At 61.9% G+C, this 22,500-nt stretch carries 9 protein-coding genes; all 9 read right to left on the reverse strand.

The window, feature by feature from the left end; all coding sequences use genetic code 11:
- Positions 1 to 2 precede the first annotated feature (2 nt).
- A complete protein-coding gene (locus PMI25_RS22690) occupies positions 3 to 4,592 on the reverse strand; it encodes a hypothetical protein (protein ID WP_007962261.1) in 4,590 nt (1,529 codons plus the stop codon).
- 145 nt (positions 4,593 to 4,737) lie between these two features.
- Positions 4,738 to 9,297 carry a dermonecrotic toxin domain-containing protein gene (locus PMI25_RS22695; protein ID WP_007962266.1) on the reverse strand — a complete coding sequence of 1,520 codons (4,560 nt, stop codon included), beginning with the start codon at positions 9,295 to 9,297 and terminating at the stop codon, positions 4,738 to 4,740.
- Between the two features lie 147 nt (positions 9,298 to 9,444).
- Positions 9,445 to 10,545 (reverse strand): polyamine ABC transporter substrate-binding protein, encoded by a 1,101-nt coding sequence (locus PMI25_RS22700; protein WP_007962267.1) that lies wholly within the window; start codon positions 10,543 to 10,545, stop codon positions 9,445 to 9,447.
- Positions 10,542 to 11,567, reverse strand: a complete 1,026-nt coding sequence (locus PMI25_RS22705; protein WP_007962268.1) for a histone deacetylase family protein — start codon at positions 11,565 to 11,567, stop codon at positions 10,542 to 10,544. The genes PMI25_RS22700 and PMI25_RS22705 overlap by 4 nt, the downstream gene beginning before the upstream one ends.
- 272 nt (positions 11,568 to 11,839) lie before the next feature.
- A complete protein-coding gene (locus tag PMI25_RS22710; RefSeq protein WP_007962269.1) occupies positions 11,840 to 12,835 on the reverse strand; it encodes an AraC family transcriptional regulator in 996 nt (331 codons plus the stop codon).
- 103 nt (positions 12,836 to 12,938) lie between these two features.
- Positions 12,939 to 17,561 (reverse strand): hypothetical protein, encoded by a 4,623-nt coding sequence (locus tag PMI25_RS22715; RefSeq protein ID WP_007962270.1) that lies wholly within the window; start codon positions 17,559 to 17,561, stop codon positions 12,939 to 12,941.
- 135 nt (positions 17,562 to 17,696) lie between these two features.
- A complete protein-coding gene (locus PMI25_RS22720) occupies positions 17,697 to 18,701 on the reverse strand; it encodes an asparaginase (protein WP_007962271.1) in 1,005 nt (334 codons plus the stop codon).
- A 169-nt stretch (positions 18,702 to 18,870) separates the two neighbouring features.
- A complete protein-coding gene (locus PMI25_RS22725; protein WP_007962272.1) occupies positions 18,871 to 20,316 on the reverse strand; it encodes an alanine/glycine:cation symporter family protein in 1,446 nt (481 codons plus the stop codon).
- A gap of 606 nt (positions 20,317 to 20,922) precedes the next feature.
- Positions 20,923 to 22,347: an aspartate ammonia-lyase gene (aspA, locus tag PMI25_RS22730; protein ID WP_003229645.1), complete on the reverse strand. Its 1,425-nt coding sequence runs from the start codon at positions 22,345 to 22,347 to the stop codon at positions 20,923 to 20,925.
- Between the last annotated feature and the right edge of the window lie 153 nt (positions 22,348 to 22,500).

Genomic DNA, 22,500 nt, shown 5'->3' on the forward strand with positions numbered 1-22,500 from the left:
CGTCAGCTTTCGTCGGCTCCCGCATGGCGTGGGTGAAGGAACAGATCCCGCACCGCCGGACGAGTGATCCGGCGCAGCACGTTATCCACGGCATCGAAGCTGTCCAGTTCCTGGCGCACTTTCGCTGGCAGCTCCTGCAAAAAGCTATCGGCAACCTTTAGGTGAGCAGCCGTGAAGCGGTCGCTCGGATCGGTCAGCGTGTCGTAATGAAAGTGCGCGACCCACAGCGGTTGGTCGTTGCGCGTCTTGTCGAGGACCCGGTACTCCTGAAAGAAGTCCTTGCGCTGCCGGGTGCGGATGCGTCCGCGCGGATCTTTGACGATTTGCACCAGATGGTGTTCGTGCAGCCATTTCAGATAGCTCTCCCGGGGTTTGCGCGCGGTGAGCATGCTGCCGTAGACGTTGATGCCTTCACGACGCAGGCGGGCAGCGGCTTCACGCAAGTCGGTAGTCAGACCGCCGACTGGAAATTCAGCGCTTTTGCGGACAAGTATTGCCTGAACGTTTACCGCTGCCTGATCGAAACGGGTTGCCTGTTGATCGAACAGATCCTGCATGTCGGCCGGGATGCGCGAAGGCCGCTGCGCATCGGTGCGCAGGCGTTTGATGAAGGCATCCAGTTCCGCGACCAGGGTCATCGCATTGCCGATCATCTGCGCATCGTCCAGCGTCGGGACGACGGCGGGGCGCTTGATGACGGAGCGGATCACCGGCATGTCTTCCGGCGCCTGGGGTTTGTCAGGGGACGCTGCCCGTGGTGTTTCGATGATGCGCGGCCGTGACTTGCTCACCTTGCCGACCCCGCGCGATGTCGACGGTGCCGGATCGAGTCTGGCCATGGCTGCGGTGGGAACCTCTTCCGGTTCCGGCAGGGCGATCAGCAGACGCTTGCGGGCCAACTGGTGAAAGTCTTCGACCAATTGCTGAACCCGCTGGAAGCGGTTCACTTCAAGTTGCGCCGAGGCGCTGGCCAACACCTCCTGCAAGCGGCGCTGGGCATCGGCCAACCGGTCGACCACGGCGCTCAGTTGCTCGACATCCAGTGCCCGGCTGTTGCGCCGCTCCACGAGCAGATGGCCGGCCTCGGCGGCCCCCTCGAACACCGGAACGATCAGTTGCCGCAATGGATCGAGGACGCTGTCCGGTGCGTCGCGCAGCGACAGCTCGGTGGACATGCCGATTTCATTGGCGTGCAAATCGCGACGGGTGAACGAGGGCATCAGTCTGCGCAGCTCAGTCGCCACTTTGCGGGTTGCGCCGGTATGTTGGTCGAGTCTGTCCAGCGAGGCGTGCAACTGCGCAAGGCGCTCGACCATCTCGTCACTGACGGCGATGGCCTGGCGCGCGGCCTGCATCTGCGTCGTCCGCGAGCGGGTTTCCGGTGGTTCCGAGGTGCTCAATTGTGGCGCGACGATGCGCGCGTACTCGCGCAACTTCATGCGCATCCAGCCGCTGAGATAGCGATGCTGCTCGACCGAGAAGCGCATCAGTTGCGACTGGTAAAATACCCCGGCGCCACCGGCCTCTCGCCACTTTTCCAGGTCTTGCAGGGCCTGACCGTAGGCACTGGCCAGTTCGTCGGCCTTGGCGATGTACGCGATCACGGCAGCTTCGGACATAGGCTCCGCCGGATCGCTGTTCTCCAATGGTTGCAAGGCTTCGTCGAGGCTGGCCTTGCGCCGGGCTTCCTGTTCGATGAACCGGTGCAATGCCGCCCATGCCTCATCCTTGCGGGTGGCGCGCTCACGCCGCAGGGCCTCGATCCTTCCGGTCGGGCCGCCACCGCGCAGGCGCAGCCTGAGATCCCAGTTCCACAGAGCGGTCTCGCGATCGAAACGAATGCACAGACCGGAATGCCCCGCGTTGTGCGGATCGACGATCAGCACCGGTTCGTCGCCCTCGGCGCTGACTTGAAACCAGCGTGTTCCGACCCGCGCATAGAGTTTTCCCGAGGCCTCATACAGGTGGTCGGCATTGACGCGTGCATTTTCCGGCAGCGCCGGCCGTGGGACTTTCAAGCGTTCAAGGCGTTGCACAAAACTTGCGTGTGCATCAAACCGTACTGGCGCGGAGTGTGCGAGCAAGGACCGATGCGCCTCGGGCGGGCGGGCGCCCCACGCCGCGGTGTCCTGCGTGATAGTCGGCGTGTTGCCGGGAAGCAGTGGCGCTTTGGCGGGTTCTGCATAGTGTGTGCGAGTCGTCTGTGGAATTTCGTTGAGCGGCCCCGAGAGTCGAATGCGCCGTACTGACGCTTTCTGCGCGAGCAGGATGCCCAGTGCCAGCAGCACGTCGCCGATCGAAGACCACTCGACCGCAGTATTGCCACGCTCATGGGCATCCAGTGCCTGCTGGACCTGGCTGACGGTCTGCCAGACCCAGACAGCCGTGCCCGCCGGGCCGCCGAGAAAGTTGCTGGCCACACCGAAGATGGCCCAGCCGCTGTCAGCCAACAGCGTCCAGCGCCGCTCGGCATTGGACGTCGATTGGCGATCGGCGAGGTCGGCCATGGCCTGGCTGTTGCTGGCGAACAGCTGCGAAAACACATCGCCGCTCAGGGGCGAATTCGCCAGGTCGACGGCGGAGGTCAGGTCAAGGTGCAGAAAGGGTTCGAACGCCAGTTCGGTAATCGTCCATGGCGAGGGCAGCCCGGCGGAAAACACATACTGGGCGTACTCGAAACTCAATGCCGGAGTGGGCAGCCAGGCCAGTACCGAATCGCGCAATTCACCCGCCTGGTAAAACGCGTACAGCATGTTCTGTTCCGAGGGGAACTGACGCAGCGATTGCTCAAGCAACGGTCGGTAAAGCAGGCATGGGCCACTGGCGCCGGCGCGCGGCCCGATGATGTACATGTTCGCCACCGTGTCCGGCGTACTGCCCAGGCGAAAGCGCGGGACGAAGGCCAGGGGCCGGATCTGCACCGGCCATTCGGAGGCGGGGGATTTGCCGGCGATGCAGTCGATCAATTGGCGAACCAGACGATAACCCTGTTCGTCGACATCACCCTTGCGCTTGAGCTTGCACTCCAGCGCCAGCATCGGCAGCAGCTGCGGCAACTGTCGGCTGTAACGGATCCTGTGGCGCCCGGCCTGCACCGGGTCGTCGATCAGGGTACGCTTGATCAGCGTCGGATAACGCTCGCCAATGTTGACCGCGCTGGCCATGCGTGACAGCAGTTTTACCGTCAGCCAGTCCGGCGTGGCGCTGCCGTCGGCGTAGGCGACCGTGGCGAGGTAAGGACGGGTGTTATGCAAGGCGAATTCGCCGAGGGTCTGGACACTGACGCTGGTCGGATCAGGCAGGGTCAGACCGCCGGCTTCGAAGCTTTGGGTCAGGGTGATCCGTACATCATCGAGGCGCAGTTGCAGGGTGTCGGCAGCGGGTCGCTCGGCAACGATGGCGGCGCGCATCTGTTGCTGGGCGTAGTCCAGAATCAACGGGACCTCGCGGTATTCGAAGCACTGGCCGTCGGACTCGCCACGCAGGCTGCCCAGGTCGCTCAGATAACCGCTGTAGGTCTGGATGTCGTCCAGCGATCCTGCCAGCAGCCATTGCGGAATCGCCCTGTCCAGTTGCTCGATGCGCGCGTCGTCATCTGTCCTGGAGTCGGTATCCCCTTCGCGCGGGTGTGAAAAGAATTTGGCCAGGGGCGAGCGACTGCCCGGATCGAGGGCATCGATCGAGTCGATCTGACAGCTCACCAGCGCCTGAACCATGGCATCGAAAATATTCCCGTCGGGTTCATAGAGCCGCCATTTCAGACCCTGACCGCGCAAGTCGATGTCGATGCGCTCGGGCAGGGTGGCGCCCAATTGCGCCATGGAACCGAACGATTCATAGCCTTCTTCGATGGTGAACAGCGCAAGCAACTCGCGACCGCCCAGCGTTGCGCTGAGCACCAGCGCGCCGGCCAGCATCAAGTGCTGCGTCTGGATGCTCTCGGCCTGATCAAACACCAGGTCGAGATCGATCAGGCGGGCGCGCACGTTCGTCAGTTCGGCGCTGGTCGAAGCGCGCGATGTGTTGTCCGGGTGTTGTGCGACGAGGCGGGCGAGGCGGCACTCGTGCGCATCCCAGCCATTTACCGATTGTACGTTCAGCGCCTGTTGCAGGGTGTCAGCCAGTTGTTGCCAGCGCGGTTTCTGCTCGATGGTTTGATTCCAGTAATCGAGTTGGCTCTGCGCGAAGCCGGTGAACAGTACTGGGGCATTTTCGTTGAGCAACGTCGTCAGCGCATCCATGCCGGCCGGCAAATGCACCGGCTCTTCGGTTTGCGATGACAAGGTCAGGAAGTGCTCACCTTCAATGCAGTTGGCCTTGGTCTGGGTGAACGCCAGGCGCGCCAGCATGTGAGTCAGCGATTCGTAACGACAGCTATGACTGACCAGACTTTCGCCCTGTACCTGCCAGACCGGGGTCGCCAGCAAGGCGGTGTCGGGATCGATCTGCAGATCGGGAAACTGCGTAGTCAACGCCTTGCGCAACAGTTGTGCTGCGGCGTCGTGCAAGACCGGTCCGCCGCTGGTCTGTTCGACCAGGCGGCTTTTGTTCAAGAGTTGGGGAGCAATGTTCGTGCGGATTGTTTCACTCATGGGATCGCAACCGTTGGGCAGGTGGAGAGTGCGGCAATTGCCGTGTGCAACCGACAGTAGCGAGCGGTCCAGCCCCTCGGGTGGTAGATATGTATAGGTTGAAAACAAGCCCGCGCGTGGCGGGCTTGCGTCGAGGAGCCGGCGATCAGGAGAAGAACAGCGCTTCAGCCTGTGAGCGGCTGATGCTGCTGCGATGGATCGCGATCAGCTCCTGATTACTGCGATTCTCGCGCTCGACAAAGGCGCCGCCCAGGCGCCGTTGCTCAACGGTTTTCAGATGCGCGGCAGTGAAGGATGGCAACGGATCCGCCGGGTTGGTGTAGTGAAAATGGGCGTACCACAGGGCTTTTCCGCTCTTGCGGTCGAGTATCGGATATTCCAGCAGATAATCCTTGCGCGGGCCTTTGAGTCGGCGGCGCTCGGTGGTTTTACTGATCGTCACTTCGCCTTTGGCGAACAGCCATTGGACCCGTGCAGCAGTGGGCGGCTGCTGTTTGGTGATGTCGATTCTGGCGGCGCGACCTTCGGCATAAAGGGCAGTGGCTTCGTTGTCGAGTTGCTGGCGCAGGCTGCTGGCTGTGGACGTTTTGCCGTCGGTGTGATTGCCGGCGGTCAAGGCCTGATCGATTTTCTCCATGGCCTCGCGCAGGCGCGTGGCATGTATGTAGTAGATTTCCTCGATCTCCGTCGGATTGCGTTGCGCCCGGGCAATGTGCGCCTGAGTGCGTTTTCTGAAGTCTGCCAGACCGTTGAGCAACACCTGTGCAGCCTGCGTGCTTTTCGGCAGGTCGGGGCCCGGGCGTGGTGATACCGAAGGTTTGGCCGGCACCCGTTCCACCCAGTTGCCCGGGGATTTCTCGTGGAAGGTGGCAATCACTTTTCCAGTCAACGGGGCGATCACATCCACCAGGTCACCGTCCTGTCCGCCGGTATTGCGACGGGGTTGCCCGACCAGTGTGCCCTTGTAACGGGTCTTGATGATTTTGCGCGCCGGTGTGACCGGTGACTTGGACGGCCCGGCGACCGGTTCCACCAGGCGCTGCTCGCGCAGCAGGGTCGATAAATGTTGCACCGCGTCCTGATGGAATTCGGCAACGTGGCGCTTCACGCTTTCAAGACGCTCGGCATTCAGGTGCTGCGGATACTCGGCGACGAGGTCGACGAATCGCTGGTCGATGACGTCGAATTGTTCCACCAGATTATTCATCGCCTCGACGCGCTCGCCGAGTTGCTCCAGACTCTGTTCGGCGCTCAGATCCAGAGTGCTCTGAATGTTCAGCGATGCGTCTTCAATCAGGGTTTCCAGCGCGACGCGGGCGCCTTCGCGAAACTCATCCGTTTGTTCATTGAGGCACAGTTCCTGGCCCAGGGTGATTTGCAGCAGCTTCAGGTCCTCCAGCGAGAACGTTGGCAGTCGGGCCTTGTACTGGCGCGTGACCTCGACGGCTTCTTTACCCAGCAGGCTCAGTTCGGCAAAACGGGTGTGGGCGAATTCGACCTTGTCGATGATCCCTCGGGTCAGGTCGGACATTTTCTCGAAGGGTTCCGAACGCGCGGTATCCGTTTCATTGCCCGGCGCATCCAGCAGCACCAGGGTCACTTCCAGGCTTTGGCGAAATGCCGTGTAGGTTTCATCGATCCAGGCCTGCATGAGGAACAGTTGCAGGGAGATCCGGTCGAGCATCGCGGTGCGGTAGTTGGGCACCGCTTCGAGGATGTTCAGGGCCTTCAGGCTATCGATGTGGGCGGTATATTCCTTGACCTGTGAGTCGAGCGTATCGAGAAACTGCTGCCGGGCGCTTGCTGCAGTTTCCGGCGTGGCTTCCAGCATGGCGCGGCGTACCGCGACCAACTGGCTGCGTTTGTCTGCCAACCCGGCGTCGAATGCTGCGATTTCCTGCTTTTTCTGGCGTAACGATTCGGCGTTCTGTTGCTGCAACGCTTTGCGCCGACTTTTCAGCCCTCCACCGCGCAGGCGCAAGCGCAGATCGACAAACCACTGTCCCCGTGCATTGGCGATCAGCAGCGGCCCGCGGCGTGGCGGTTGCTGACGGGTATCGATGATCTGCACGTCGTCATTATCGTTGAGCGCGACTTCGAACCAGCGCGCGCCGACCTCGGCGTACCACTTTCCCCCCGCCGTGCGCAGGTGACGGTACGCGCCGTCGGCAGCGGCCGTACTCAGGCCTTCGGGTTGGCTGATCTTGAGGCTGTCGAGCAACAGGCCCAGGCTGGAAGGAGAGGCGGCCGACAATGCGCCCTGGGTGTGCAGCGCCGGCGTGTGATGGTCCGGCAGTTCATGCCCGACGATATCAGGTAACCGCGCGACGCGAAGGGCGTCTGGCTTGGGCGGCTTGCTGACTTCTCGGGTTGGCTGGGTAATCGTGGAGGCACTGCGTTGCGGTTTTTTGCGCGTGGCCGCGCGGTGGGCGAGCGCCATGCCCAGCGACAGCAGGAGGTCGGTCAGTGCAGTCCAGTCCAGAGCCTGCTGTTGTTCTTGAACGTCGCTGACTTCTTGCAGGTCATCCATGATCTGCCAGATCCACGCTGCAGTGCCGACGCCGCGTCCGAGAAACGGCAGGGCGGCATTGAACAATGCCCAGCCGCCACGTTTGAGCGTGGCCCAACGCGCTTGAGCATTGGACACCGAGCTGCGATCAGCCTGCGCGATCAGCGCGTCGGCATTGGCCTTGTACAGGGTCGCCAGTACGTCCTGCTCGATGACCCGGCTGCCCAGCGTCAGGGTGGCAGTCGGTGCCGACGTCGGGTCGACCAGCAGCTGCGGTATCGTCCATACCGAAGGCAGTGCACCGGGAAATACATATTGCGAGTAATTGAAACGCACGCGGTCCGGCAGCCAGGCGAGGACCGACTGGCGCAGGGTGCGTGAATGGCGGATGGCATACAGCAGGTTCGCGGTTGACGGGAATTGCAGCAGTGGTGCGTCGAGCAGTGGCCGGTAGAGCAGGCAGGGGCCCTTGCTCATGTCGCGCGGGCCGATCACGAACATGTTGAGCACTTCGTCGGTCTGCCCGCCGGTGACGAACCCCAGCGGGCGAATCACGATCTCCTGGCCGTCGACGCGCCTGTCCACCGGCGCGCTGGCCAAGGCTGCCAGGACATACCGATAGCCGAGCTCATCAAGCCCGGCCTGACCGCGGATTTTGTACTGCAACGCCAGCAGCGGCAGCTCGAGGGGCAATTGGCGGCTGTAGAGTTGTCGCATGCGCAAAGACCGGGACGGGTCATCAAGCAGCCTGTTTTTGAGCTCATCCGGATAGGTTTTGCCGATATCGACCGTGGTCACCAGGTTTTCCAGATAGGTCGGGGTCATCCAGGCCGGTACTGCGCTCGCACCCTCGCGGTAGCGCACCGCAATGTTGCCCAGCGGCAGGCCGGCCAGATTCTGCAAGGCCAGTTCGACCAGTGACAGGGTCAGGGTCTGCTCCTGTTCGGGCGGAACGAAGGTACCCCAGACCACCACGCTGGTGACGGTGATTTCCACGTCCTGCAACCTGAAGTTCTGCGCCGGGGTCTGGCGGATGGCGCTGTTCAGTTTGCCCAGAGTGAAAGCCTGGATGCCGGGGAGCTCTTGTTGAAAGGTGCTTCCCTCGTTCTGCTGTTGCATGGCGACCAGGTCCAGCAAGTGACGGCTGTAACGGGTCTGGTCGGCGGGTGCGGCGTTATCGAGCCATGGCGGCAACGAATGCTGGGTAACCGTAAACCGCGCAGGAGCTTGCTGCGCGCCAACGTCTGAATCGTCGGGCGCGCCATGGCGCGGAAGAAACACGGCGTCGGCAGGTCGCCGGAAAAAATCGATATCGCCAATTGCCTGGGCTTCCAGCGCAATCATCGCGCAGGCTTGCTGATCGAAAAAGTTGCCCGGCGGCTCGAACAATCGCCACCTGATGTCGATTCCGTCGACACCTGTCTCGACCGGCCATTGCAGTGATTTTTGCAGTTCCTCGAAGCTGTTGAAACGCTGAAAACCCTGAGTGATCGAGTAGCTGAGGATCAGCGTGCGTTGACCGACGGTGCCGACCAGCACGGCGGTGTCGAGGACGCTCAGGTGGCTGCGCTGGCTGCTCTCATCCAGATCCAGATCAATCAGACAGGCGCGGGTCTGGTAGGTGTCGGCAGGCAAGCGCAGGGTTTTCTCCGGCTGGTTGAACACGGCGCGGGCCATTGCTCGTTGATCCGCATCCCAGCCGTTGTCAGCGCTGACATTCCATACCTGCTGCAAGGTGCGCGACAGCTGGTGCCAGCGGGGTACGGCGGGGCTGACGGTTTCGTTCCAGTAATCGATCTGTTGCTCCTGCAGAGACTTGAACAGCAAGGGGGCGAGTTCGTTGAGCAGCGCACCCACGGTTTCCATTTTCACCGGCAGCTGGATTGCAGTCTCGACGCCGGGTTGTTCGGTGAGGAAGTGTTCGCCATCGATGAGCGTGACCGTCGTGCCGGACAGGGCCAGCCTGACCAGGATATCGGTCAGCGATTCGAACTGGCAGGGGCCGACCTCGATCCGTTGTTTTTTGATCACCCAGGTCGGCGTACCGACCACGACCCGTTCCGGGTCGATCGCTTGCTGCGGGTACAGCCGCGTAAGGGCGGGCTTCAAGGCATTGGAAGCGACTTCGGTGAGGGAGGGGCCACTCACCAGTTGGGTGAGTATGTCGACAGCGCTGGGCGCGGTACTTTCGGGCATGACCATATCCTTGTCTGACGTTGGCGGCCTGCGGGCGCAGGGCCGGATGCAGCCAAGGTAGGACTGGGTTGCTGGCCTCGGGTGGTAGATAGATATCGCAGGCAAAAAAAGACCCGCACGGCGGCGGGTCCTGTCGTCAGCGTCGGCTCAAGTCCCTGACTTGATTTTGGTCCAGGCCCGGGTGCGTGCCCGCTCGGCATCCCGCGGCAGCGGTTGCAGGGTGTAAAGCGTGCCCATTGCCGCATCGGTCGGGTACAGGTTGGGGTTGTTGCGGATCGCCGGATCGACCCGTTGCGTGGCGTCCTTGTTCGGGTTCGGATACCCGACGAAGTCACTGACCGGCGCGATCACTGCCGGTTGCAGCAGGTAGTTGATGAAGGTGTAGGCGTCCTCCGGGTTCTTCGCGCCCTTGGGAATGGCGAGCATGTCGAACCAGATCGGTGCGCCTTCCCTGGGCAGGCGCATGTCGACCACCACACCGTTCTTCGCTTCCTTGGCGCGGTTGGCCGCTTGCGAGAAGCTGCCGGAATAACCGACCGCGACGCAGATGTCACCGTTGGCGATATCGGCCATGTACTTGGAGGAGTGGAAGTAAGTGATGTACGGCCGGATCTTCATCAGCAGCGCTTCGGCTTTGGCATAGTCCGCCGGATTTTTGCTGTTGGGATCCAGACCCAGGTGTTGCAGGGCCAGCGGCAGGATCTCCGACGGTGAGTCGAGGAGGGCGACGCCGCACTGCTTGAGCTTGCTGATGTTCTCCTCCTTGAAGATCAGGTCCCAGCTGTCCACCGGCGCATTCTCGCCCAGCGCGGCCTTGACCTTGGCCGGGTTGAAGCCGATCAGGATGGTGCCGTACATGTACGGCACGGCGAACTTGTTGCCCGGATCGTTGGCCTCGATCAGCTTCATCAGTTTCGGATCGAGGTGGTTCCAGTTCGGCAGCTTGCTGCGATCCAGCGGCTGGAACACCCCGGCCTCGATCTGCTTGGCGAGGAACACGTTGGACGGCACCACCACGTCATAGCCGGAGTTGCCGGTCAGCAGCTTGGCTTCCAGTGCTTCGTTGGTGTCGAAGATGTCGTAGACCAGTCTGGTCTGGGTGTTCTGTGCCTTGAAGTCTTCCAGCGCCTTGGGCGTGATGTAGTCGAACCAGTTGTAGACGCGCAGGGTGCGTTCTTCGGCGTGGGCGCCGACGCTGAGCAACGCCGCGCACAGGGCTGGCGCAATGCAGTGCTTGAGTTGGTTCATTGTTCAAAACCTTCCAGCACGTTTACCGCGTTGATGCCGATTTCCTCCACCGCGTAACCACCCTCCATGACGAACAGCGTCGGTTTGCCGAGGGCGGCGATGCGTTTGCCCATGGCCAGGTAATCCGGGCTGTCGAGCTTGAACTGCGAGATCGGATCGTCCTTGAAGGTGTCGACGCCCAGCGACACGACGATGATGTCGGCGCCGTAACTGTCGATCTCGTTGCAGGCCTGTTCCAGTGCCGCGCTCCACACATCCCAGCCGGAGCCGGCCGCTAGCGGATAGTTGAAGTTGAAGCCTTCACCGGCGCCTTCACCGCGTTCATCTTCGTAGCCGAGGAAGAACGGAAACTCGGCTTCCGGGTGGCCGTGGATCGAGGTGAACAGCACGTCGCTGCGCGCGTAGAAAATCGACTGGGTGCCGTTGCCGTGGTGGTAATCGACGTCGAGGATCGCGACCTTCTTGTGGCCGGCATCGAGGAATGCCTGAGCGGCAATGGCGGCGTTGTTGAGGTAGCAATAACCGCCCATCAAGTCGCTGGCGGCGTGGTGTCCCGGTGGTCGGCACAGGGCGAACGCACTGTGTGCGCCACGCTGGATTTCCGCCTGGGCAGTCAGCGCCACTTGCGCTGCACTGTAGGCTGCTTGCCAGGTGCCGGCGGTGATCGGTGCGCCGCCGTCGAAGCTGTAGTAACCGAGCTGGCCGTGCAGGCTGGTCGGTTTGATCTGCCGCAGCGTGCGGGCGGGCCAGGTGTAGGGCAGCAGGTCGCCGTCGGTGTTGAATTCGGTCCAGCGCGCCCAAGCACCTTTGAAGAAGTCGAGGTAGTCACGGCTGTGGATCCGTGCGATCGGCTCCAGGCCGAAATCCTTCGGTGCTTCTACCGGGCCGAGGTTCTGGTGCTGTACTCGTTGCAGCACATGGTCGGCACGTGACGGCATTTCGAAGCACGGCTTGAGCTGGCCGTCGATGAGTTCGCAGCGGCCGTGGTGCAGGTGGTGATCGTCAGAGTAGATCGTCAGCATTTGTTGTTCTCCGCAGGGGGCTGATTCGGTTGCCCCCAGTGTTGCGGCGCGCGGCGAATCGGAGAACGGCAGGAAAGGCCAAAAGGGGATCGATATGGCCAAAAGCTCTGACCGCAATTCGCCCCTTGTTGGCGCAGGTTTGCACCTGTCATGGGCAGGCAATACATGATCCTTGTAGGAGTGAGCCTGCTCGCGATGGCGGTCTCTCAGCCAACATAAATGTTGAATGCTGGATGGCAATCGCGAGCAGGCTCACTCCTACAGGGGGGTTCTCAGTGCGGTCGAAACTGACTCGGCGCCACGCCGCTCCAGCGCACGAACGCATGGCGGAAACTCGCGGTCTCGCTGAAACCCAGGGTCTCGGCGATGCGGTAGATCGGCAGTTGATCCTCACACAGCATCTGCTTGGCGCGCTCGAAGCGCAGTTCGTCGAGCAGCTCCTGATAACTGCTGCCCATGTCCTTCAGGTGCCGGCGCAAGGTGCGCGGCGAACATTTCATCTGCTGGGCCAGCCCCTCCAGGCCCGGCGCGGCGTTGAGCTGCGCACTGAGCAGCTGACGAATCCGCCCCAGCCATGCCTGCCGCCCGGTGAACTCGATGTTCTGTTTGCGGCAGCGGTCGGCCATGGCCTGATGGGTGATGCTGTCGGCCAATGGCAATGGTTGATCGAGCCAGCGCCGGTCGAAGGCGAAGGCGTTGTCCTTGGCGGCGAAGTGCAGCGGGCTGTCGAAGTGTTCGGCGTAGCTGTCGCGATAATCCGGCGCGGTATGTTCAAAGCGTGTCGCCAGCAACGGCAGCGGATGCCCGAGCAGGTCGTCACAGATGACTTTCAACGACACCAGGCAGAATTCCGCGTTGAACACCGCCATTGACGGACTCTCGCGGTAATCGGCGGCGACGAACCAGACCTGCTCGCCATCGTCTTCCAGGCGCAGTTCGAAAAGTGTTCCCAGCAGCGCCGGATAGCGAATCGCCAAGCGCAAAGCGTCACCTAAGGTGGCACTGGTGAGCAGGGCGTAACCGAGGATGCCGTAGCAGGAAACGTGCATCCGCCGGCCCAGCTCCAGGCCAATGTCATGCTTGAGCGCGACCGCGTTGGCGCAGACCTGCATTTCCTGATTGGTGGTGATGCGCGTATCGGCACGGGCCAGATCCGCGGCACTGATGCCGCTGCCGGCCAGCAGCGCGTCGCTCGACAAGCCTTCGGCCTTGAAGGTGTTGAGCACCAGTGAGACGGCGTTGAGCGTCGTCAGATGGGAGTGGAGCATGGGCGGCATCCGCTGGCTTTTGGCAAAAGTGCCAGCAAGTAGCGTGCCGCGCATGACGTCCCATACGCTGGCGAGACGTCATGCACGGTCATCGTCGGGTGCCTCAGCCTGCGCTGAAAAACAGCTGCCGGGCCTGCTCCACGCCGATCATGCTGCGGTAATAGGCCAGTCGTTGGGCGCGGCTCAGCCCGCGAGTGCTGTCGGCCTCGGATCCCAGCTGCTGCTCTTGCGGGGTTTTCAGCCGGGCAGAAAGAAAGGCTTTGTCCGGCACCCACGAGGTCGAATACAGAAAGTGCGCGTACCACAGCACTTTGCGGGTGGTCTGATCAGTGATGGTGTATTCGTCCAGGTAGAGCGCCTTGCCGCCCCTGAGGCGGCGCCGCCTGACGGTTTGCGCAATACGGATGCTGTCATTGGCCTGAAGCCAGGCGACAGCCGATGGCGTGGGTGATTGTGCCCTGGTCATCAGCGACATCGCGGTTTTGGCTTGCTGATACAGGCTGTCGACGGCATCGCTCAGCGCCTTGTTCAGCACCGCAGCCGAGCGCTGGCTGCTGTCGGTGGCGTTACTGTCGGTCAGGTCCTGTTCAACGGCCGCGCTGACGTGTTCCAGTTGCAGGGCGTGCTGGTGAAACAGGTACTCGATCCCGACCGCTGAGCGCCCGTCCCGGGTCATGAGTTCGTTCATGCGCAGGGTGAACGCCGGCAGGCCGTCGAGCAGGTTCTGCCCCTTGTTCAAACTGATTTCGAGCGCTGGCGTCGGCGTCGGCAAGGCAGCGCTGACACGTTCGACCCACACCCCGGGGGTTTTTTGATGAAAGGTCGAGATGACCTTGTCCGTGAGCGGTGACTTGATATCGACCAGGTCGGTTTCCAGGCCCTGTGCCGTCAGGCGCGGCTCGCCGATCAGCACGCCGTTGTAGCGGGTGCGGATGAACTTCTTTTTCGGCCTTGGCGGTTGCACGGGAGGCGCCGGGCGGCTGCGCAGGGTGTCGCGCTCTTCGAGCAACAGCACCAGGTTATGGCGGGCGCTGCGGTTGAATTGCTCAAGCTGTTGGCGCAGATTTGCCAGCGGCGCCTCTTGCACACTTTCAGCGTACGCGGACTTGAAGTCCGCCAGGCGCTCGTCGAGTACGTTGAATTGTTCGATCAGATCGTTGAGGCAGTCGATGCGTTCATCGAGCCGGGAAACGCTGCGCTCTTCCAGAGTGTCACGCAGTGCCTGAACGGCGATGTCGGCGGTATCGACAATCTGGTCGAGACTGAGCCAGGCATCCGCGGCGGTCGCTACCGAGTGTTCGGGCAGGCAGACATTGCGCGCGAGTGTCACTTGCAGTGCCTTGAGATCGTCGATCGAGTACGCCGGGAGTGCCTTGCGGGTCAGTTGAATCAGGCGCAAGCCGTCTCTCTCGAACTCTTTGAGTTGCTCCAGTTGTGCCTGGATCTGCTCCAGACGCGTGATCATGTCCAGGTTGAGTTCAAGCATCTGCTGCGTCTCGGCAATATGCCGGTTCTGGGGCTGTTCAGCCTGGCCTTCGAGATGATTGAGCACGCTGCGCAATGTCGGCGTGAACAGGGTCAGCGCTTCGCGAATCCCCGCATGGATCAGTTCGAGCTGCGCCTTGAGGTAGCCCAGGGATCTCTGTTGGTAGTCAGCCGTTGGCGAGAATACATGCAACGCCTTGAGATCGCTCAACGCCTGGGCATAAGCGACGCGTTGCCTGTCCAGAGACTGGAGAAAGAGCTGGCGATGGGCCGCAGCGGTCTGAGCGGTGGCGGCGTTCATTGCCTGGCGGACCTGTTCCAGCTCGCCTTGCGCTGCCGCTTTACGGCTTTCAAAGGCGGTCAGGCGGGTGCGCAGGTTTTCCGCTTCGATGCGGCGTTGTGCGTCAGCCAGCTGGGTCAGGCCGGTCGAGCCGCCACCGCGCAGACGCAGGCGGGTATCGACGAACCATTCGCCGCGCAGATTGCCGATCAGGGCTGGGCCGGTATGGGTTGGATCCTGCGGATCGATGATCATGACGGTGCCGTTTTCGTCCACCGCGACCTCGAACCAGTCACGGCCCACCGGGGCGTACCATTTGCTGTTGTAGCTGTAGAGATTGCGATAGGGCCCTGGCGTGGTGTTGGCGCTGGCCAGATGTTGCGGGCGAAGGATTTTGAAGCGCGCCAGCACGGTGCCCAGACTTGCCGGCGTGCGATTCGCCGCGCCGCTGATATTCAGGGTCTGCTGCAGGTCCGCGGTTTCATGGGGAGCGCTTTTTTGCAGTTGCTGCACGGTGATTTCCGTGGTCATGGGTTCAGGGCTTTTCGGTGTTTCGCTTGCCGCTGCCTCATGGGCCAGTCGTGGTCGGGAGCGACCTGCGATGTGCAACGTGATTGCCATCCCCAGATTGAGCAGCACCTCGGTGAACGCTGACCATTGCGCGGAAGAGTCATCCTGCTCGCGGGCTTCCTTCAGGGCTTGCAGTTGCTCCATCACCTGCCAGATCCACGTCGCGACCCCCACCGTGCGTCCGAGGAACGGCAGGACGGCATTGAACAGGGTCCATCCGGCCCGTTTGAAACTGGCCCAGCGACTTTCCGCATTTGACACCGACTGGCGGTCGGCCAGCTCGACCAGCGCCGACGCATTGGCTTTGAACAGCGCGCCTGGCAGGTCGCCCTCCACGGTCTTTCTACCGAGGCTGATCGGCCCGCTCATGACCCTCATTTTTTCCGCATCCACCAGAAATTCGGTGACGGCCCAGGGGGAAGGCAACGTGCCTGGAAACACATAGTTGGCGTAGTCGCTGCGCACGCGGTCCGGGAGCCAGGCGAGCACCGAGTCACGCAGGCTGGCGGATTGCTGGATGGCATACAGCAAGTTGCTGGGGGAAGGGTATTGGGTCAACGGCTGGTCGAGCATCGGTCGATACAGCAGACACGGCCCGGCGCTCGGGTCTTCAGGACCGATCACGAACATGTTGGCGACTTCGTCATGGCTGCCGTCTGTTCTGCGTTGAGGAACGAAAGCCAGAGGCCGCATGACGATGGTCTGGTCCTCAACCATGCGATGGTTGCGGTCGGGGTCCAGCACCGCGACGACATAGCGGTAACCGCGTGCGTCGATACCGGCCTTGCCGCGAATTTTCGATTGCAGAGCCAGCAGCGGCAACTGGATGCGCAAGTGCTGTGTGAACAGTGCCTGTCGCCCGGCGGATGCTGGCGTGGTGTCGACCAACTGGCTCTTGATCAGCGCCGGGTAGGTCGTACCGATATCCGCGCGGGTTACCAGGTCTTCCAGATAGCTTACGGTCAGCCATGTCGGCAATGGCTTGCCACGGGTGGAGTGCAGGGTCTTGTTGCCTATCGGCACTGCAATCAGATTCTGCAAGGCCAGATCGGTGACGCTGAAATTGTAAGTCTCGATTTTTCCCGGAACAGTAAAGGTGCCCCAGATCACCGGACTTTTGACCCGCAACTGGATCGACTCCAGGGCTGTTTCCAGGTCGGCACGCTGCGCATCGGCGTGCTCACGAAGGGTCTCGGCATGCAGGATGTTCATTTCGCTCAGCGCGTATTCGCTGATTGGCAGGATGCCATCCAGATAGGACTTGCCGGTGTTCTGGCTATGCAGCGCAGCCAGATCCTTCAAGTGCCGGGAATAGTTGTTCAGATCCGGCAGTGATGCAGCACTGAGCCAGTCAGGCAGGGCATCCTGGAACCAGCTCAATGGCGGGCCGGGCTTTTTCGCCGTGGCGTCGACTTGCGGGGTGGCCGTGGACAATGGCTTGTCGAGCGGCGCAGGTGTGGCAGGAGAAAAATCCAGCGCGCCGATCACATCGATCTGAATCGAGACCAGTGCACACGCCTGATAATCGAAGATGCTGCCGGAGGGTTCCAGTAATCGCCATTTCAGTTGCTGGTATGGCTGAAGGTTGCTGACATGCTCAGGCAAGGATTTGCCCAGTTCATCAAGAGCGTCGAACTTCTGATAGCCCTTGAGCAGCGAGTGGGCGAGGATCACCGTTTTCCCCTGCTGTGTGCCGATCAGCACCGCCATCGATACTTCGTTCAAATGCTTCACGGTTCCGTCATCGACCAGGTCAATGGCGATCAGGCAGGCGCTGCTCTGGTAGGGATCATCGATTTTCCTGCTGGCCAGATCCGCATTGCGATACAGCGCGCGGGCCATTGCGCAGTCACTCTCGCTCCAGCCTTGCACCTGTTCGACGTTCCAGACCTCGCGCAGGGTGTCCGACAGCGCATGCCAGCGCGGGCCGGTGCTGTCGTCGGCGCTGTTCCAGTACGCCAGTTGTTGCTCCTGAAACGCCGTGAGCATGACCGGTGCCAGCAGGTTGAGCAGGCTGGCGATTTCGTCGATCCGTACCGGCAGGTGGACGGCCGGCTCGCTGATCGGTTGTTGCGTCAGAAAGTGTTCACCTTCGATATACAGCGTCGGTGTGCCCTGCACGACCTGGTTGGCGAGGATTTCGGTCAAGGCCTGGTAGGTCGGATTTCCGGCAACGATCTGTTCGTCGATGATGGACCATTGCGGCTTGCCGATCATGGTAATGCTCGGCTCCAGATCAAGCGTGGGGTACAGCTTGCGCAAATGCTCGCGCAACAGCACGCCGGCCACGTCGCGCAAGTCGGGGCCGACACTCAATTGAGTGATCAGGGCTTCGGTGGGATTGGTGCCGGCGGCCGTCTGCCGGGTGGAGCTTGTGGTTGCTGAACTCATCGTGCGTCCCTGCGTTCTGGTGATGGAGGCGATCCCGAGGTCAAGCTTTCGGGGTCGCTCCATGCTAGGGAGGCACGATGCAGCATGGGTGGTAGATATGTAGGGCGCCGGATTATCGCCGGCGCCGGACACGGCTCAGCGCAACTCACCACACAGGTCGAGTTCGATCAGGCGTCGCACTTCGGTGTTGTCCAGGCCGGCACCGAGTAACCCGTGCAGCTTGCCGAACGCCGCCTCGCGGGTCATGCCGCCACCGGACAGCACACCGACGCCACGCAGACGGCTGCCAGCTTCATACACATCCAGTTCGACCCCGCCTTCATGGCACTGCGTGACCGCGACCACCACCACACCGTTGTCCCGCGCGCGACCGAGGCTGGCGAGGAACTCGGGATTGTCGCTCGGCCCGGTGCCGCTGCCGTAGCACTCCAGCACCAGACCTTTGATACCGCTGGCCAGCAGGCCATCAACCACCTCGGCGCCGATGCCGGGGAACAGTGGCAGCACAGCAACCTTGGCCAGTTGTTTCGGCTGGTTGTAGTTCAGTGCGGCCGGAATCGACGATGCTTTCACTCCGCCGCCCTGACGCTCCAGGCGCTTGAACGGATGCCGACCGAAGCTGCGCACTTTCGCGCAACGGGTCGGCGCCAGCAGCTCGCCATGGAAGTACAGGTGCACGCCCGGCGCCAGACCCTGACCGAGAGCAACCAGCGCGCCAGCGAGGTTTTCCCAGGCATCGCTGTCGGTGACGCCGGCCGGCAGCATCGAGCCGGTGAAACACACACGGGCATGCAGGCCGAGCAACTGGAAGCTCATCGCCGCAGCGCTGTAGGCCAGGGTGTCGGTGCCGTGCAGGATCAGCACGCTGTCGCAGCCTTGCACGTCCACCGCATCGACCACCGCTTCGCGCAGTTGCTGCCAGTAGGTCGGGGTCATGTTGGCGCTGTCGATCAGCGGCGACATTTCCCGAAAACGCCATTGCGGCACGACCAGTTCGGGCTGGCCGTGCAGATAGTCGCGCATGCGGGCTTCGAAACCGGACGCCGGGGCCAGGCCATTGGCGCTGGCCTGCATGCCGATGGTGCCACCGGTGTAGAGCACCATGACGTGTTGGGCGGCGGGGAAGGTCGACGAATTCATGGGGATTCTCCGAAAACGATGAGTTCCTGTGGGAGCGAGCTTGCTCGCGAAAGGGCCGTCAGATGCAACATGAATGTCGACTGATCCACCGCTTTCGCGAGCAAGCTCGCTCCCACAGTTTTACGAACTGTAACCGACGGGCGCAGGGGATGCGCCCGTCATTCACCTGTCAGCGTTGCGCTGCAGGCACGCCTTGCGGCTCGGCTGCGGTCTTGCCCGCGGCTGGCGCGTCGACTGGCCAGGCCTTCAGGTCCAGATCCAGATCGGCAAATTTGCTGGCGTCGAACACTGGCTGCTTGATGCCGGCGCGGCGTTGCTCGTCGTAGTCACGCAGCACACGCATGCCGACCTTGAACAGCATCGCCAGGGCGATCAGGTTGACGAAGGCCAGGCAGGTCATGGTGATGTCGGCGAAGGCGAACACGGTCGACAGGTCCTGCATCGAGCCCCAGACCACCAGCGCCAGGACCAGACCGCGGAAAATCATCAGCACAGCGCGGTTGCGGCTGAGGAACTGCAGGCTGTTCTCGCCCAGGTAGTAGTTGTAGAGGATGCAGGTGAAGACGAACAGCGATAGCGCGACGCTGACGAAGATGCGGCCCCAGTCACCGACTACGGCGGCCAGCGAGTTCTGGGTCAGGACGATGCCGTCACCTTCGAAGCCCGGGGTGTAGAAGCCCGACAACAGGATCAGCAGCGCGGTGCAGGTGCAGATCACGAAGGTGTCGAGGAACACGCTGAAGGCCTGAACCACGCCCTGAGCGCCCGGGTGTTTCACCGAGGCCACGGCGGCGACGTTTGGCGCACTGCCCAGGCCCGCTTCGTTGGCGAACACGCCACGCTTCACGCCCATGACGATGGCGCTGCCGAGCAGGCCGCCGAAGGCCGGGTCGAGACCGAAGGCGCTTTTGAAGATGGTTTCCAGCATGGCGGGTACGTGTTCGATCTGGGTGCCGATCACGTACAGGGTCACGCCGATGTAGGCCAGGGTCTTGACCGGTACCAGCAGGTCGGACACCGCGGCGATGCGCTTGATGCCGCCGATGAAGGTGATGGCCAGCAGCACCGCCAGGACGATCCCGGTGTGGCTTGGGTCGAAGGCGAAGGCGTTTTGCAGCGAGTGGGTCACGGTGTAGGACTGCAGACCGATGAAGGCGAAGCCGTAGGTCACCAGCAGCAGGATCGAGAACACCACCGCCATGCCTTTGAGTTTCAGGCCGTGCTGGATGTAGTAGGCCGGGCCACCACGGTACAGACCGTCACCTTCGGCGCGCTTGTAGACCTGCGCCAGGGTGCATTCGAAGAAGCTGCTGGACATGCCGACCAGTGCGGTCACCCACATCCAGAACACCGCACCCGGCCCGCCGAGGGTCACGGCGATGCCGACACCGGCGATGTTGCCTGCACCGACACGGCCGGCAAGGCTGAGCATCAGGGCCTGGAACGAGCTGAGTTGCCCGCCGCTGCTTTTCAGGCTGTCGCGGAACACCGCGAACATGTGGAAGAAGTGGCGCAATTGAACGAAACGCGAGCGAATCGTGAAGTAGCTACCGAGCCCGACAATGAGCACGATCAGTACTTTCCCTGAGAGGAAGTCGTTGATGACTTCGAGCATGGATTTTTCCTCGCTGTTTTTTGTGTAAGCAAATGCCGGATGTTCAGAAACATCGCGTTACACCGGTTTGCGCGCGGCACAACAGGTGAGGCGAAGGTTTCGTCCCGGTCCATTTCGCGGGTTTGTTATTAGTTCGGGTTTCGCATGGGTTATGGCCTCGTTACCGACGACCGCTCACGCGAAGAGGGGCGGCACTATACCGATCAGTGACGCGCCCGTCTGCACGGTAGTGGTGCAAGCGACGAAACGAAGCTTTGAAACACCCGGCGTTACCGGCGCCGGGCTTGTGCGGGAACTGCGTTTCTGTAGATGCAAACCCTGTGGCGAGGGGATTCATCCCCGATCGGCTGCGAAGCAGTCGCAAATCATTGCACGCGGTGTACTTGTTACATCGCGATTGCAGGTTTTGGGGCCGCTTCGCGACCCATCGGGGATGAATCCCCTCACCACAAGGGCTTATCTCTACATTGTTCAGTCCCCAGACATACGGGTCTCAGGATCAGAAAGTTAAAAAAAAGGGCTTGGGGACTGATCCCCAAGCCCTCAAAAGGTGAGAGGTGTCTAGTCCCTCGACCTGGTGAGCGGTGCTGCAAGTAACGCGTCGGCTCAGGCTTTGAGCGGAACCAGACGCGGAGCGATCATGTTTTCCGGGCGCAGGATGTCGGCGAGCATGGCTTCGTCGAGCAGACCTTCTTCGCGCACCAGTTCCAGCACGCCGCGGCCGCTTTCAAGGGCGATACGGGCAATGCGGGTGGCGTTTTTGTAGCCGATGTACGGGTTCAGCGCGGTGACCAGACCGATCGAGTGCTCGACCAGTTCGCGGCAGCGGGCTTCGTTGGCGGTGATGCCGACGATGCAGTGCTCGCGCAGCATGTCCATGGCGCGTTGCAGCAGGCGGATCGAGTCGAGGATCTTGAACGCGATCAGCGGCTCCATCACGTTCAGCTGCAGTTGGCCGCCTTCGGCTGCCATGGTCAGCGCCAGGTCGTTACCGATGACCTGGAAAGCCACCTGGTTGACGGCTTCCGGGATTACCGGGTTGACCTTGCCGGGCATGATCGAGCTGCCTGGCTGACGCGCCGGCAGGTTGATCTCGTTGATACCGGTGCGTGGGCCGCTGGACAGCAGGCGCAGGTCGTTGCAGATCTTCGACAGCTTGACCGCGGTGCGCTTGAGCATGCCGGAGAACAGCACGAAGGCGCCCATGTCGGAGGTGGCTTCGATCAGGTCGGCGGCGGGTACCAGCGGTTGACCGCTGATCAGCGCCAGACGCTGGACGGCCAGCGCCTGATAGCGCGGGTCGGCGTTGATGCCGGTGCCGATCGCGGTGCCGCCCAGGTTCACTTCGGTCAGCAGTTCCGGGGCCAGCGTCTTCAGACGGGCAAGGTCTTCGCCCATGGTGGTGGCGAATGCACGGAACTCTTGACCCAGGGTCATCGGCACGGCGTCCTGCAGCTGGGTACGACCCATCTTCAGCACGTGGTTGAATTCTTCACCCTTGGCGGCGAATGCCTGAATCAGGCTGTCGAGGCTGGCCAGCAGCGCGTCGTGACCCAGCAGCAGACCCAGACGGATCGCGGTCGGGTAAGCGTCGTTGGTCGACTGCGCCATGTTGACGTCGTCGTTCGGGTGCAGGTACTGGTACTCACCTTTCTGGTGACCCATTGCTTCGAGCGCAATGTTGGCGATCACTTCGTTGGCGTTCATGTTGGTGGAAGTACCGGCGCCACCTTGAATCATGTCGACCACGAACTCTTCGTGGAAATCACCGCGGATCAATCGGGCACAGGCTTCGCTGATGGCAGCGTGCTTGGCTTCGCTCAGATGACCCAACTCACGGTTGGCGTCAGCGGCGGCCTGTTTGACCATCGCCAGACCGACAACCAGTTTCGGGTAATGCGAAATCGGAACGCCGGAGAGACGGAAGTTGTTCACCGCTCGCAGGGTCTGGATGCCGTAATACGCTTGAGCCGGTACTTCGAGGGCGCCAAGCAGGTCGTTTTCTGTGCGGAATGATGCAGCGGAGGACATGATAGAAATCATCTCGATATGGACCCGGTCTGTGCCGGAACGCTGCGAATGCTAGGCTTCTGGGATTTTTTGGGCCAATGCTGTTAAACACTGCCCTATGCACATTCGGCATAATGCCCGTGTGACGCCGCGTGCGCGGCAGACGTGTGACCT

The organism is Pseudomonas sp. GM30, from assembly GCF_000282275.2.
GTDB lineage: Bacteria > Pseudomonadota > Gammaproteobacteria > Pseudomonadales > Pseudomonadaceae > Aquipseudomonas.

What these genes read in the sequence shown, in the direction of transcription:
- PMI25_RS22705 (WP_007962268.1), bottom strand. Translation starts at nt 11,567, where the DNA reads ATGCTGACGATCTACTCTGACGATCACCACCTGCACCACGGCCGCTGC.
- PMI25_RS22725 (WP_007962272.1), bottom strand. Translation starts at nt 20,316, where the DNA reads ATGCTCGAAGTCATCAACGACTTCCTCTCAGGGAAAGTACTGATCGTG.
- PMI25_RS22715 (WP_007962270.1), bottom strand. Translation starts at nt 17,561, where the DNA reads ATGAGTTCAGCAACCACAAGCTCCACCCGGCAGACGGCCGCCGGCACC.
- aspA (WP_003229645.1), bottom strand. Translation starts at nt 22,347, where the DNA reads ATGTCCTCCGCTGCATCATTCCGCACAGAAAACGACCTGCTTGGCGCC.
- PMI25_RS22710 (WP_007962269.1), bottom strand. Translation starts at nt 12,835, where the DNA reads ATGCTCCACTCCCATCTGACGACGCTCAACGCCGTCTCACTGGTGCTC.
- PMI25_RS22700 (WP_007962267.1), bottom strand. Translation starts at nt 10,545, where the DNA reads ATGAACCAACTCAAGCACTGCATTGCGCCAGCCCTGTGCGCGGCGTTG.
- PMI25_RS22695 (WP_007962266.1), bottom strand. Translation starts at nt 9,297, where the DNA reads ATGCCCGAAAGTACCGCGCCCAGCGCTGTCGACATACTCACCCAACTG.
- PMI25_RS22690 (WP_007962261.1), bottom strand. Translation starts at nt 4,592, where the DNA reads ATGAGTGAAACAATCCGCACGAACATTGCTCCCCAACTCTTGAACAAA.
- PMI25_RS22720 (WP_007962271.1), bottom strand. Translation starts at nt 18,701, where the DNA reads ATGAATTCGTCGACCTTCCCCGCCGCCCAACACGTCATGGTGCTCTAC.